This is a genomic window from Sediminibacterium salmoneum NBRC 103935 (assembly GCF_000511175.1).
Classification (GTDB): domain Bacteria; phylum Bacteroidota; class Bacteroidia; order Chitinophagales; family Chitinophagaceae; genus Sediminibacterium; species Sediminibacterium salmoneum.
The window spans coordinates 2,582,959-2,597,541 of sequence record NZ_KI866530.1 but is presented as its reverse complement, the minus strand read 5'-3'; the positions used below and the strand labels follow the sequence as shown (position 1 = coordinate 2,597,541).

General features: G+C 39.6%; 16 protein-coding genes. 4 read left to right on the top strand and 12 right to left on the bottom strand.

What is annotated here, in order from left to right; translation table 11 throughout:
* Positions 1-5: 5 nt before the first annotated feature.
* The 12 genes from P767_RS0112065 to P767_RS0112015 form a co-directional block, all read right to left on the bottom strand.
* Positions 6-2,741: a BamA/OMP85 family outer membrane protein gene (locus P767_RS0112065; protein ID WP_026764713.1), complete on the bottom strand. Its 2,736-nt coding sequence runs from the start codon at positions 2,739-2,741 to the stop codon at positions 6-8.
* A 113-nt stretch (positions 2,742-2,854) separates the two neighbouring features.
* Entirely contained in the window at positions 2,855-3,100 is a 246-nt protein-coding gene (locus tag P767_RS19010) for an undecaprenyl diphosphate synthase family protein (protein ID WP_262506404.1), read from the bottom strand.
* A gap of 11 nt (positions 3,101-3,111) precedes the next feature.
* Positions 3,112-3,624, bottom strand: a complete 513-nt coding sequence (uppS, locus tag P767_RS19005; RefSeq protein ID WP_262506403.1) for a polyprenyl diphosphate synthase — start codon at positions 3,622-3,624, stop codon at positions 3,112-3,114.
* Between the two features lie 76 nt (positions 3,625-3,700).
* Positions 3,701-4,549: a type IX secretion system protein PorG gene (gene porG / locus P767_RS0112055; RefSeq protein WP_245586885.1), complete on the bottom strand. Its 849-nt coding sequence runs from the start codon at positions 4,547-4,549 to the stop codon at positions 3,701-3,703.
* A 59-nt stretch (positions 4,550-4,608) separates the two neighbouring features.
* Entirely contained in the window at positions 4,609-5,487 is an 879-nt protein-coding gene (locus P767_RS0112050) for an NAD kinase (protein ID WP_026764711.1), read from the bottom strand.
* Between the two features lie 17 nt (positions 5,488-5,504).
* Positions 5,505-6,164 carry a CBS domain-containing protein gene (locus P767_RS0112045; RefSeq protein ID WP_026764710.1) on the bottom strand — a complete coding sequence of 220 codons (660 nt, stop codon included), beginning with the start codon at positions 6,162-6,164 and terminating at the stop codon, positions 5,505-5,507.
* A gap of 41 nt (positions 6,165-6,205) precedes the next feature.
* Positions 6,206-6,967, bottom strand: a complete 762-nt coding sequence (locus P767_RS0112040) for an alpha/beta fold hydrolase (RefSeq protein ID WP_026764709.1) — start codon at positions 6,965-6,967, stop codon at positions 6,206-6,208.
* A 60-nt stretch (positions 6,968-7,027) separates the two neighbouring features.
* On the bottom strand, positions 7,028-7,564 hold the full coding sequence (locus P767_RS0112035) for a CvpA family protein (protein WP_026764708.1): 537 nt from the start codon (positions 7,562-7,564) through the stop codon (positions 7,028-7,030).
* 5 nt (positions 7,565-7,569) lie between these two features.
* Positions 7,570-8,022, bottom strand: coding sequence for a GatB/YqeY domain-containing protein (locus tag P767_RS0112030; protein ID WP_026764707.1), 453 nt, complete (start codon positions 8,020-8,022; stop codon positions 7,570-7,572).
* 2 nt (positions 8,023-8,024) lie between these two features.
* On the bottom strand, positions 8,025-8,369 hold the full coding sequence (gene gldC, locus P767_RS0112025) for a gliding motility protein GldC (protein WP_026764706.1): 345 nt from the start codon (positions 8,367-8,369) through the stop codon (positions 8,025-8,027).
* Positions 8,370-8,398: 29 nt separating this feature from the next.
* Complete coding sequence (locus P767_RS0112020) at positions 8,399-9,532, bottom strand: glycosyltransferase family 4 protein (RefSeq protein WP_026764705.1); 1,134 nt, start codon at positions 9,530-9,532, stop codon at positions 8,399-8,401.
* A 2-nt stretch (positions 9,533-9,534) separates the two neighbouring features.
* Positions 9,535-10,158: a DUF502 domain-containing protein gene (locus P767_RS0112015; RefSeq protein ID WP_026764704.1), complete on the bottom strand. Its 624-nt coding sequence runs from the start codon at positions 10,156-10,158 to the stop codon at positions 9,535-9,537.
* A 169-nt stretch (positions 10,159-10,327) separates the two neighbouring features.
* On the opposite strand from P767_RS0112015, the gene P767_RS0112010 reads away from it, so the two are divergent.
* The 4 genes from P767_RS0112010 to P767_RS18910 form a co-directional block, all read left to right on the top strand.
* The gene (locus P767_RS0112010; protein WP_026764703.1) at positions 10,328-10,933 is read left to right on the top strand and encodes a TetR/AcrR family transcriptional regulator; all 606 of its coding nucleotides are present in this window, start codon (positions 10,328-10,330) and stop codon (positions 10,931-10,933) included.
* A gap of 1 nt (position 10,934) precedes the next feature.
* Positions 10,935-12,335, top strand: coding sequence for a TolC family protein (locus P767_RS0112005; protein WP_026764702.1), 1,401 nt, complete (start codon positions 10,935-10,937; stop codon positions 12,333-12,335).
* Positions 12,336-12,354: 19 nt separating this feature from the next.
* The gene (locus P767_RS0112000) at positions 12,355-13,560 is read left to right on the top strand and encodes an efflux RND transporter periplasmic adaptor subunit (protein ID WP_026764701.1); all 1,206 of its coding nucleotides are present in this window, start codon (positions 12,355-12,357) and stop codon (positions 13,558-13,560) included.
* A 12-nt stretch (positions 13,561-13,572) separates the two neighbouring features.
* Positions 13,573-14,583 (top strand): efflux RND transporter permease subunit (locus P767_RS18910; protein ID WP_037352755.1); only part of this gene is annotated, 1,011 nt, incomplete at its 3' end.

The window sequence follows — 14,583 nt, the reverse complement described above, 5'->3', positions numbered from 1 at the left end:
TATGGTTATTCAGGTTCAAATCCAAGCATAAAGGTAAAGCGTGCTGCATCCCTTAACTGATTGGTTCCATTAAACCTATCCAATCCTATGCCATAATCGAATCCGAGCAATCCAAACATAGGTAAAAAGAATCTCATACCTACACCCACAGAACGTCTTAGCTGGAATGGATTATAATCTTTAAAGGAATACCAGCCATTGGCTGCTTCAAAGAAAGCCAAACCAAAAATGGTACTGCTTGGGTTAAGGCTAAGCGGATACCTTAATTCCATCGTGTATTTATTAAAGATGGTAAAGTATTGGCTGGCTCTTTGCTGATCAGGGTTTACACGTGGATTAGAGTTATCATAAACCGGATAGCCTCTGTGTGCCACAATATCAAATCCTAATAAGGCAAACTGGTTGGTTAAACCCGCATCCCCTACCTGGAAACGTTCGAATGGAGAAATCTGTAACTTTTCGTTGAATCTGCCCACAAAACCAAACTTAGCAGCAAAACGCATTACGAATTGTTTGTTTCGGTCTTCTCCGTGTGGTTTACCCAATGGAACAAACCATTCCCCGTTAAAACGCCACTTATGGTATTCAATCCATTTGTATGGGTTATCTGCAGGATTAATACTGCTATTAATTAAAGAATACGGTGGAGTAATCTGTAAACTGGCCAGGAAGTTAGACCCTGTTTTAGGGAACATAGGCTGGTCTATAGAAGAACGCTGTAAAGCAATTCTGAAGTTCAGGTTGTTTACAATACCATTGTCAAAACCAGGTAAGTTGGTAGGGTCAATGGCATAGTTACTTAGTTTATATCGGGTATAGTTTAAACCCATCGACAAAGAGAAATAGTCATCTGGCCATTTTAACTGACGGGCAATACTTGCCGTTGCCCCTGTAGTAGAAATATATCGCTGACTTGCAATGGCAGGATCAAAACGACCGGTTAACGGGTCGAATGTCTGACCAAACTTGGTATTGAAAACGCTGACTGTTAATGCATTTCTTTTTTTACCACCTAACCAGGGCTCGGTGAAAGAGAAGTTATAAGAACGGAATGCACGACCATTACTCTGAACACGCAGACTCAACTTCTGACCATCTCCCATTGGCAATGGATCCCAGGCTGATTTCTTAAATAAATTCTTTGCAGAAAAGTTATTGAACGATACACCCAGGGTACCAGTCAATCCAATCAAACCACCCCATCCTGCACTCAATTCCAGCTGATCGCTTGATTTTTCTTCAACACTATAGTTGATGTCTACCGTTCCGTCTTCCTGATTAGGCACCGGATTAGGAGTAATTTTTTCCTGGTTAAAATAATTCAACTGAGCCAGTTCACGCACCGAACGAATTAATAGCTGACGGCTGAATTTTTCCCCGGGGATGGTTCTGATTTCTCTTCTGATTACATATTCTTTGGTACGGTCATTACCTGCAATACGAACATTCTTAATGGTTGCTTGCGGACCTTCAATAATGCGAATCTCAAAATCGATGGTATCGTTGTACACCGCTGTTTCAATGGGTTCTGTTCTGAAGAACAAATAACCATCATCCTGATACAATCCACTGATATCCATTCCATCCGGAGTAGAAGATTTACCCAGTCTCTTATTCAATACATCCAGGTTATAGATATCTCCTTTTTTAATTCCGAGGATTGTAGTTAAAATTGAATCAGAATATTTGGTGTTCCCTCTCCAGGAAATATTACCGAAGTAATATTTTCTTCCTTCGTTCATCTTAAGGTCGATGTTCAGATTGCCGTTACCAACACTATACACAGTATCTTTATCAATCACCGCGTCTCTATACCCCAAAGTGTTATAATATTCCAGCAAAGACTCTTTGTCTTCTAAATATTTCTTTTCGTCGAACTTTGCAGAACTGAATTTGATCCTCATGTATGGATCCATCACCCGCTTTGTTTTACTGAAAGTTAAATAGCCTTTTTCTTTCAGGTATTCTTCGAAAGTGTAGTTTTTAGGAACCACAATTCGGCCGCTATCCATAACAGGGAACAAAGTAAGTCTGGACCTTTCCTTTGACCCTTTAAGTTGTTTTTTCAATTTAACCTCATCAATGGTAATATCCCCGAAATTGATATTGTTGATTTTTACCTTTGGCCCCTTATCAATAAAGAAATCCAACGCAAGCGTGTTGGCAAAAGTACTATCCCTTCTTTCCGCAATTTTAACCTTGGTGTCTCTGTACCCCTTCTCACCATAAAACTTCTTGATTACTTCAGAAGCGGTGATTTTCATATTTTCAGTTACTACACGGTTAGGAACCAATCCGGTTTTGCCTCTTAATTCATCGGCCTGACCTTTTGGAATACCTTTAAAGAAGAAATTAGATAAACGGGGACGTTCCGTAACTGAAATTTCTATATCAATCTCTTTGCCTTCCAGCTTGGTTATATATATTTCAACATCACTAAAATAGTTCTGGCTCCAGAGTTTGGTAATAGCTTTGGAAAAATTATCGCCACCCGGAATGGTAACTTCATCCCCAATATTCAAGTTGGCTATAGAGATCAGCAGATTCTCATCAAAAAAACTGTTCCCTACTACTTTTACTGCTGCAATCCTGTACTTCTTGGGAGTTTTTTGGTTGAAAAGATTGATCAGATCTGCGTCAATAGAGCGGATGGTTGTATCAGAAGTTTGTTGTGCAAATGCAGGTTTAGTAAATAATAAAACAACTAAAGCGAACACCGATAATTTAAACACTTTATGCATCCCGTTTCTGTTTGTTCTGTTGGCGGTTGGTTATTTCCGCACACGCAGCAATTAATTTGGTTCTTTAAGCTGGGCAAATTACCCCGAATAATGAAAACTGTTTGTTAAATAAACTAAGCAATACTGGTCTCGGTTTGCACCTGATGGCCGGTTTTGCCAAATCTCCTTTCCCTGGATTGAAAATCTATAATGGCTTCATACAGGTTCTCTTTTCTGAAGTCTGGCCAGCGTGTATTGGTAAAATACAGTTCAGCATAGGCCAGCTGATACAATAAAAAGTTACTGATTCTATATTCACCACTGGTTCTGATCATCAGCTCAGGGTCTGGAAAGTTACTGGTTGCAAGGTAATGCTGCAAAGTTTCGGCGGTTATTTCTTTTGGATCGATAACCCCACTGGCAACATCCAGCCCGATATTTTTACGGCATTCACCAGTTCCCAGCGACTGCTATAACTCAATGCCATAATGAGATTCAGGCCTGTATTGCTTTCTGTCATTTGCAAAGCTTCCTGCAAAGCAGTCTTGGCAAACTCAGGCAATAAATCTGTATTTCCAATTACATGCAAACGAATATTATTCTTATTGAGCACCGGCACTTCTTTACGGATGGTATCTACCAGTAATGCCATTAATCCATCTACTTCCGGCTGAGGTCTGTCCCAGTTTTCCGTACTGAATGCATATAGGGTAAGATAGCCCACACCTAGCTCTGCTGCGCCTTCTACAATATCTCTAACGCTCTCTACCCCATGAAAATGACCATATAAACGGTCCTGTCCTTTTTCCTCCGCCCAACGACCATTTCCATCCATAATGATGGCAATATGTTTAGGTAAACGGTCTTTGTTAATTTGCGGCAAAAGGTCTTCCTTTTTAACCATGGGATTAATTTAGTGTGCAAAATTAACAAAATCAATGGTTTTTAAGGATTTAAATCCCTTAAAACTGCCTTATAGACTAATAAGTAGGGCAGCGGTAGTTGTGCAGGTTAAAGGAAATGCCCACTTTAATGGTTGCAAAAGCGTCGGCTTTGAGGCTATTTCCCCTTTGTCTTCCCTTAACACCAATGGAAGCGCCGGTTTCATAGCTTCTGTCCTGTAACAGGAATGCCGGGCTGGGAGACCCATCAGGAAGAGGCGAAAACGCATCCGGAGCATAGGTTTGGCCGCTTACATCGTCTAAAAAATCGGTATTGGTAAACCGGTAAATTAATTCAGCAAATACATTGGTCCGGGCATTCAAAGCATATTTTGCCCCAAAAGTAAAGGGGATGCTGATGGCCACCGGATTATAATACTGGCGGTCTAAATAAAGGGAAGATCCCTGACCCTCTGTGCCCAACAATCGTAAAAAATATTTTTGCCCACCCAGATAAGCATAGGGATCATAGGAAAAGGCCCCGATACCCAACCCTATATAGGGGGTAAAATTAAATCCCTCAAATCCAGGCTGGAAACGGAAAAAATTAAAATCCCCGGAAATACCCACTTCCCACACATTAGAATTAAAACTGAGGTTTCTGGATCTTTGTACATCATTATTACTGTATCGGTCCGAGTAACCCAGCAAAGCATATTCCCCAGATAAACGAACGCTGATATAATTATTGATTTGTTTTCTGTAGAAAAGCCCAAAAGCCGTTTTGGGTCGATTGAAACGGATTTCAGGATTCAGATCTCCGAAATAATGTCCCATTCCAACTCCAATACCAATTTCACCTGAATGCAAAAAGCTTTCCATTAACTGGGCTTTCGCCGAAATTCCGGCCGACAAAGAAAGGAGAATAATTAAAAGCTTTTTCAACATATGATCTATAGACTTCTATTGGTCTTGTAAAATAGCAACAAATTTCATTATCTAATTTGTTAATTTCTTTTATCAAGACCCCAGGTAAGCTTTGTTCGCAGCGTGGAGAGAAAAGTATTTTCGTTTAATCTTATTAAACTAATGTTAAATGATTCTTTTCGTACAGCCAGTTGAACCGATTTGGGCACCAGTTCTCTGCGTGCATCCATTGCCACAATAAACTCATCAGCCCTTCCCTCTACCTCAAAAGAAATAATATTATTGTCGGGTATAACAATGGAACGGACATTTAAATTATGCGGACAAATAGGGGTGATAACCAGGCTGGAAGAGTCTGGAAATAAAATAGGTCCATTGCAACTTAGGTTGTACCCTGTTGATCCGGTAGGGGTAGAAACAATTAATCCATCTGCCCAATAGGTATTTAAAAACTCCCCATTCATATAAGTGTGAATCTTAATCATGGGGGAAGTGTCTTTCTTGTGAATGGTAAATTCGTTCAGCGCAAAAGGGGCATCAGTAAACAATGGAACATTGGAGTCCAGATGTATCAGGGTACGTTTATCAATGATATACGTGTGATTCACTAAAGCATCTACTGCTGTAGACAATTCTTCTCTGCTGATACTCGCCAGAAAACCCAATCTTCCGAAATTAATACCCAGCACCGGAATATTTTTTTCTCTGATTAGTGTAATGGTATCAAGCATGGTTCCATCTCCCCCCAAACTAATTACACAGTCAATTGACTCATCCAGGTCTTCGTACCCGGAAAAATGCTGAACTTTACTACAAAGCTGTTGTGGAATATTAAACTGTTCAAATAAGGTATTAAAAAGCAATATTTCTGTATCATGCCTACTTAGTTCTTCCAATAAAATCAACAGCGGATTTTCTTGTTCTATATCTAAGCCACGACTATAAATGGCAACTTTCATGAATTGGATTTTAATAACTACATATTCAGGTACGACAGCAAGTGCTGGTAATTTTCTTTCAGCTCATTCGCATATTCTTCTTCCCCATAAAAATGTCTTACCACATAATCGTAGCGCTGAAACGTAGCTACTATATCAGAAACCTCAATCTTATTGATTTTAATGGTAATAACAACCAGCCCTGTCCCTGCTTCTGTATATGTATTTAATTGAGTAATATAGGCATCATTGGTTTCAACCAATCGGCTAAGCTCACCAAAAGAAAAGTTTCTCTTTTCTGTCTCCAGTACTATAACAGCCCCTTTTTCATCGTTTCCTAAAAAAGTAGACATCGACTTGAGAAATTCTTTGGTAAGTATAACTCCTTGTAATTCCATCTGTGCGTTTACAACGGGCAAGATAGAAAGCTCATGATTGGCAATCAGGTTTAAAGCTCCCAGTAAATTTTCCTCAGGTTGTATGGAAAGTTTCCTGAGTAATTCAGGACTGGATAAATGCATGTCTGCGTCCATTGCATCCAGCATATCTTCCTTAGCAACCAAACCCACAAATTTTTCCTCGCTTAAAACAGGTAAATGAAGCACATCGTAGTCATCCATTAGCTGCAAGGCAAAAGATGGCTTGTCCGAAATATTCAGCGAGGGGAAACTGGTATTTACAATTTGCGATACAACCATTGAAGTACAAATGTACAAAATGATTCAGGCAACACAGTGAATTATCCTTTGTGTTTACCTAAAAAGCCTTCCAGGATTACATTGAATTCAGCAGGCACTTCCATCATAGGTGCGTGTCCGCATTTATCAATAAAATGCAATTCACTATTGGGTATCAACTTGTTGAACTCTTTGCCCACAAACGGAGGGGTTATGGTATCGTTGTTGCCCCAGATTAAGCAAGTGGGTTGTTTAATTTGATTTAACTCTTCGCCCAGGTTGTTACGAATGGCGCTTTTAGCCAATGCTATAATTTTAATTACCTTAACCCTGCTATTGGTAATTTCAAAAACTTCGTCTACCAGTTCTTTGGTAGCCATGGCAGGGTCGTAAAAAGTTAATTCGGTTTTTTTTCTGATGTACTCGTAGTCTCCTCTTTTAGGATAACTATCTCCCATACCATTTTCAAAAAGCCCGCTGCTACCAGTAAGCGTTAATGTTTTAATTTTTTCGGGATGTTTCAAAACATGAACCAATGCCACATGTCCTCCCAATGAATTTCCCAACAAATGAATATTGGTGTAACCGCGGGTTTCTACAAATTTGTGAACGAATTTTTCCAAGCCACCAACACTGGTATGAAAAATATCTAAATCGAATAAGGGTAAAATAGGTACCACTACCCGATAGTTTTTTCTAAAATGTTCAATTAAATCTGCAAAATTGCTCATTGCACCAAACAGTCCGTGCAAGAGCAGCAAAGTCTCTCCTTCTCCTTCTTCTATAAACTTATACTTATCAATTTCTTTTAACTCGTAATTCATTGGCTTGATTTTCGTAAGGCCTAGCAATTGTTGCTAAAGTAATCAAAATAAAAGAGATTTTCAGCCCTTATTGGTATTTAATCCATCAAAAAAATCGGTCAAATCGCTAAATAAATCCTTAAAGAAAGGGATTACGCTTCCAAAGCCCTCAACTGCATACGGACCCCACAAATGTATATAGGGGTAGGTTTGGGAAGTTTGAATGGTTTCCTTGCTCAGCAGTTCCATTTTCTCTGTATAAAAAGTCAGTACGCTGAATACAGTTATATAAAGCAGGGAATAAATCAGGATACCACCTAATTTATTGGCCCAGCCCAACATGGACAATTCAAGCATCTGTTCAATAACAGTACTTAGCATCCTTACCCCAATAAATACCCCGGCCATAATCAGGATAAATGCCAGAAAGGGTAACCAGGATGAACCTACATTCACAGTGCTGCCAATCCATCCGGCAACCAGCGTACTACATTTCAAAGCTGCGGCCAGACCAATAAAAATGGCTATAAAAGAAAGTGCTGCCAAAACCAATCCTTGTTTAAATCCTTTAATGATTGCAAGAACCAGCAATGCCAGCACTACTATATCTAAAAACATAATGGTTATTTACTCAATAACGCTTTTACTGTTGCTGCAATTGCTTTGCCTTCTGCTTTACCGGCTAATTGCTTGGAAGCTACACCCATAACTTTACCTAAATCGGAGATGGCAGTTGCGCCTGTTTCTGCAATAATGGCTGCAATTGCCGCTTCCAGCTCTTCCTGACTTAACTGCTTCGGAAGAAACTTTTCAATAACTGCAATTTCCTCTAACTCTTTCTGTGCAAGGTCTGCACGGTTTTGTTGCTGATAAATTTCCAAAGAATCTTTTCTTTGTTTTACCAGTTTTAGCAACAACTTTTGCTCCTGCTCTTCATTAATCTGGCCATTGGCACCAGGTTCTGTTTTGGCTTTAATAATTTCGGCTTTGATAGCTCTTAATCCTCTTAATAATGCTTCATCTTTTGCTTTCATGGCGTCTTTCATTACGCCCATCACTTGTATTTCCAGACTCATAATTATTTGTTTTGATTGATTTGTGAATCACGAAACTTTTTATAAAAAGTTTTCGCATGTGCTTTCATGTCATCTACCAGTTCCTGCTGTTGAGTTGCCCTCATGAACGCATCGGCCATACCCATAAAAGTCTGGTAATAAAAATCGGCCATTTCATCTACCATCATGTCTTTGGTCCAAAGGTCTATGCGCATAGCAGATTTGTCTGCTCCGTCCCAGAAAGCCAGCATCATGGCTTTGGCATCCTGTTTAAGGTCTGCAGTACTATCAGAAGCCGACCAATTAATATGCTGAGGCACTTTATTCTCATCCAAACTCACATTAACGGTAATCGTTGATTGTTTCATATCGTTCAATTATTTAGAATGCCGCAAAACTAAGACGAAACTGCTTTGGTAGCGAGTATTTCCTGCCAAAACAGGTCGGCTGCTTTTTCCCAGCTGTACTGTTTTGCCCTTTCTAATCCTTTCTGTACCAATTTTTCACGAATCTGTTCGTTTTTGTACAGGGTTTGCATATGGGCGGCAATGGTATCGGGCTGATCCGCTTCCGCGTACAAAGCAGCATCTCCGCCCACTTCGGGCATACTGGAGTTATTGGCCGTAATTACAGGTACCCCAGATTGCATGGCTTCCAGAACCGGCAGTCCAAATCCCTCAAAATGAGAAACATATATAGCCGCATAGGACGATGCGGTTAATCGGGCCAGAATTTCATCTGTTACATAACCGGTTAACACCACATCGTTTCTGTATTTGTATGTTTTGAGTTTCTCAGTAAAGTCCTGGTATTGCCAGGCCAGCCTGCCTGCAAAAACCAGTTTCATATTGCTTTTATGCCATTTTTTAAACAAGGAAAATGCCTTGAGAATATTCAGCATATTTTTTCGCGGACTAATTCCCCCCACACAAATAAAGTATTCGTAACCGTCGGTATACGCTTCTTTCACCTGCTCTTTTTCTTCCCAGCTGATGGGCCTGAAACCAGCTCTGGCAGCGCCACTCACCACTTCAATAGATTTGGCTTTATTGGGATAGAATTGTAAAATATCCTGTTTGGAAAATTCAGAAACCGTGATGGTTCTTTTGGCCTTCTTTAGAAAAAAGGGAGTAAAAGTTTGATAAAAGAATCGCTGATGCCAGGCAATGGATTGGGGAACATGTTTAAAAGCCAGATCGTGAATAACCAATAGCTGTGGTATACCGGAAACTAAACTGCAAAAACCATAGGGTTGAATCCAGATATCTGCCTTGCATTTTTTTACCGCCAACGCTGCACTTACATTGTACCAATACAAAAATGCTGGCACATGGCGGGCTGCAGGGGCAATGGTTACCGACTTTACATTGGGGCCTGTTATCCATTCTTTTTGATGAGGCCTGTCGTAAACAAAAACAAAATCATGTTCCGGATGGTTGCGAACCAGCAGTTCAAAAACAGAAACCGCATACTGCCCGTAGCCCTCTAGATAATCATCCTGGAAAAAAATAGCATTTACTGCAATAATCATGGCTAGTCATTTACATCTGTAACTCCGCCGGAAACAGTAAATTTCATGGCATCTGCAGCACCAATATTGGGCAGGGGCTTCACCTTGTTTTTGGGTACAAAATAGGTTATGCCCGAAATAGCATAGGAATGAGGCACATAAACAGTTACATGGTCCTCTAATCCAAAATCGGCACTGGTTTCCTGGGTGATGAATCCAACTCTCCAGATATCTTCCCCGTCTACATTTACCAGAACCGGTTGATTGAATTTCTTTTTATTTCCTGCAAAGGCTTCCAGAAAATCTTTAACAGAGGAATAAATGAACTTGATACCAGGAGTTTTTTCCAGCACCGTATCTAATAATGCTACAATACGATTGATGGCAAATAAGGAGGAAAGCCAGCCTACCAGTAATACAACCCCAATTACTACCACAAATCCCAGACCCGGCATACGAATGATATTACCATTGGCATCTCTTCTTACTAAGTCCGGGGCCAGATTTTGAAGAAAACTAGGCAAAAGATTATCCACCACATTAAACAGACTGATGACTACCCAGAAAGTGATTCCTATTGGAGCCAATACAATCAATCCCTGGAAAAAGTACTGTAATAAGCGTTTTAAAATGGCTTTGAAAGTCATATATCCTGCAAGATAGGCTAAGAAACGGAGTTCGGTGAATCAATAAGGGTTGCCGGGTGTTGCCGCTCATCCTCTTCTATCGGGTGTTTAACAATAATTTAATAAAAAACTTAATGGAAACTTTGGTAACTAAAATAGTTTCCATAGTTTTGCGTCCGAATTTTTAACTATGGAGCAAAGAATTGTTGAAAAAGCCCAGGAACTCTTTTTCCGTTATGGATTAAAGAGTATCACCATGGACGATATCGCATCCAACTTGGGCGCCAGTAAAAAAACGCTTTACCAGTATTTTAAGGACAAGGATAGTCTTGTGGACGCTGTTGTGCAAAAGGAAATTGAGCAGGACATGCAGGAATGTGGTCGCATTGCTGTGAGTTGCGACAATGCTGTTCATGAAGTTTTCAGGGCATTCGATATGCTGCAGGAAATGCTAACCACTATGAACCCATCCATCATTTTTGAAATGCAGAAGTACCATCCGGAAGCATACAAGAAGATGAATGCACACAAGAACAAGTTTTTTGTAAACATTACCAAAGAAAACCTCATCAGAGGTATTGCAGAAGGCAACTACAGAGAAGATTTAAACATTGACATCCTTTCCAGATACAGAATCGAAAGTGTATTCCTCGGTTTTAATCCTGAAATTTTTATGCAGGGGAAGTTTACACTGGTTGAAGTGGAAATGGAATTGATGGAACATTTTTTATATGGTATTTGCACGCCAAAAGGGCAAAAATTAATTCACAAGTATAAAAAGCAAAGAGAAAAATAATATGTACAAGCGAATCAAAATGTTCAGCGTACTGAGTTTATTGATGTTAGCCGGTGCTTCAAATGCGCAAAAGACAAGCAGATACGAATTCAGTGTGCAACAAGCTGTGGCATTTGCACAGAAGAACAATGTGCAGGTAAAAAATGCCCTATTAGCCATTCAGGCTCAAATGCAGACAAACAGGGAAATAACAGCATCAGCCTTACCAACCATTTCCGGATCCGTTGCTGCGAATCACTTCCCCAATGTAGCAGTGCAAACAATTCCCAACTTTATTTCTCCGGCCACCTATCAGGTGCTGGTAAATGAGGGGGTGAAAGATGGTAATGGTAATCCTATTCAAATGCCCGGAGACTTTGGATTTATTGCTGCTCAGTTCGGAACAAAGTGGAATTCAACTGTGGGTGTTTCACTACAACAGTTGTTGTTCGACGGACAGGTATTTATTGGTTTACAGGCAAGAAAAGCATCCATTGATTTTCAGGAAGCAGCCGCTAAAGTAACCGAGGAAAATATCAAGACGAATATTTACAAAGTGTACTATCAGCTGGTAGTAAGCAAAACCCAGATTGAATTGCTGGATGCCAATATCAAGCGATTGCAAAAACTAGATTATGATGTGAAAGCATTATACAAAAATGGGTTTGCTGAAAGAATTGATATTGATAAAATTGAAGTTCAGCTGAACAATTTAAGTACAGAAAAAATAAAGGCAATGAATAGTATTGCCATGGGATACATTGGACTTAAGACCCTTATAGGTATGCCGGCTGCAGATACACTGGTTTTAACTGATACGCTCGATTACAACCAGATTAAAGATGACATTACGATGCAGGAGTATAACTACCAGGATCGCAAAGATTTTCAATACCTTACTTCTGCGAAGCAATTGAATAATTTCAATGTTAAAAGGTACGAGCTGAGCAAATTGCCTACAGTTGCACTGGGTGCTTCTTACAGTAAGCTGGCGCAAAGAAATCAGTTTAACTTTTTTGGAAAAGGAGATTGGTTTACCGCTTCCTCTATAGGATTAAACATTTCTGTTCCTATTTTCAGCGGATTTGCAAAAGATGCCAGAATTAAGAAAGCTAAAATTGAACTGGAACAAACCAGCAATCAATTGGAGAACCTTAAACTGAATATTGACCAGTCTGTGGAGCAGGCAAGATTAAAATACAAAACTGCCATTGCTACTTTGGATTTTCAGAAGAACAATATGTCTCTTGCAGAGAAAGTATACCAGCAAACCAAGAAAAAATACGAAGCAGGTACCGGATCTAATACAGAGATCAATGCAGCTGATGTTGACCTGAAAGCCGCACAAACCAATTATATCTCTGCTTTGTACGATGCCATTATAGCCAGAGTAGATTATTTAACCGCAACCGGAAAACTTTAAACATATTAAAACCATAACAATGAGAAAATCAATATTTATACTACCTGTTACCGCTGCCCTCCTGGTTATCAGCAGCTGTGGTAATAAAAACACAGAAGGTAACGATCTGGCTTCTAAAAAAGCAGCTCTTGAAAAACTGAAATCAGAACAGAACAAACTGGCAGATCAGATTACCACATTGCAAAACGAAATTAATCAGCTGGATACTGCATCTGCAGGAGCCACTTCCAAGTTAATTGATATCACACCTGTTGGCAAATCAACTTTTGTTCATTATATAGACTTGCAGGGAAATATTACATCTGATAATATTTCTTATGTGTCCCCCAGAATGGGCGGAGGACAAGTGAAAGCACTTTACGTAAAAAGAGGTGATCTGGTATCAAAGGGACAGCTGTTAATTAAACTGGATGATGCAGTTTTAAGACAGTCTGTTGTTGCAGCTCAGAAATCTATTGAAACCGTAAAAAGTCAATTGAGTTTTGCCAAGGACCTCTACAACAGACAAAGCAACCTATGGAAAGAGGGCATTGGAACAGAAGTGCAATTGATTTCAGCTAAAAACAATGTGCAGTCTTTAGAAAGACAACTGGCAGCTGCAGAAGAGCAGGTAAAAGTGACCGAAGAGCAGTTGCGCGCTACAAATATTGTTGCAGACGTTAATGGTGTAGTGGACGAATTGAATGTAAGAGTGGGGGAAATTTTTGTTGGACTAGCTGGTGTTACTCCGCAGATAAAGATTGTGAATACGCAAAACATGAAAGTGGTTACCCGCGTTCCGGAAAACTACAGCAATCGTATTAAAGCTGGATCAGTGAGCATTATCAGTTTGCCAGACCTGAATAAAGAAATCAAGGCAAATGTTTCAACTGCCAGCAGAAGTATTGATGCCAATACCAGAAGTTTTGATGTTGAAATAAAAATACCTTACGATGCCAATATCAGACCCAACCAATTGGCTCAGGTTAAGTTTCAGGATTATGAAGCTCCCAATGCCATTGCAATCAATGTAAATACCGTACAAACCGAAGAGAAAGGTAAATATGTTTATATAGCAGTGCAGGAAGGAAAGAAAATGGTAGCAAGAAAGAAAATGATCACTGTAGGTGAATTCTACGGCAGTCTGATTGAAGTGAAATCTGGTTTAAACGAAAATGATTTATTAATCACTGAAGGATACCAGAATATTTATGACGGACAGGCTGTAAAGGTTTTAAGAAAATAAAAAATACTAGATATGAATTTCATAGAAGGCGTTGCCAAAAAATTCAAAGAATTTAAACCTACCAGCTGGGCCATTGACAACCGGACGGCTGTTTATGTTATCACAATATTGATTTCATTGTATGGATTAAATAAGTTCACTACCCTTCCCAAAGAGCAGTTTCCTGATATTGTGGTACCTACCATTTCTATCACTACTGTTTATTTTGGTAACTCACCCAAAGACATCGAAAACCTGGTTACCCGACCCATTGAAAAACAATTAAAAGGGATCAGCGGTGCCAAAGTGAATAAAATTCAATCCACTTCACAACAGGATTACAGTTTGATTGTGGTGGAATTTGATACCGATATTAAACCTGAAATTGCCAAGATTAAAGTAAAAGACGCAGTAGACAAGGCACAGACCGACCTACCTAACGACTTAACTTCTTTGCCCAATGTGCAGGAGTTTTCCATCAGTGATCAGCCCATCATGTTTGTGAACCTCAGTGGGGATTTTGACGGAGTAAAGCTTAAACAATATGCTGATAAGCTACAGGATCGTTTTGAAGAACTGAAAGAAGTAAACCGGGCAGAAATTGTAGGTGCACCTGAAAGAGAAATTCAAATTAATATAGATCCTGCAAAACTGGCTGCAGCAAAATTAACTTTCAGAGACATTGAATCTGCCGTTAACCTAGAGAATAAGGATATCAGTGGTGGTTTGGTGGAAGTAGGAACCATGAAGCGCAATATCAAAATCAAAGGACAGTTCAAAACTGCCTATGATATGCAGCATATTCAGGTAAAAAATGTGAACGGAGCTCCTATTTATTTACAGGACGTTGCACAAATTATTGATACGGTTAAAGAAACTGAGAGCTATGCGCGCTTAGACGGAAAAAATGTAATTACCATCAATATTGTAAAAAGAGCGGGTGAAAACCTAATCAACACTGCCGATGGTATTAATAAAATTGTGGCTGAAATGCAGGAAAGCGAAGAGCTTCCAAAAAACCTGAAAGTAGTTATTACAGGAGAT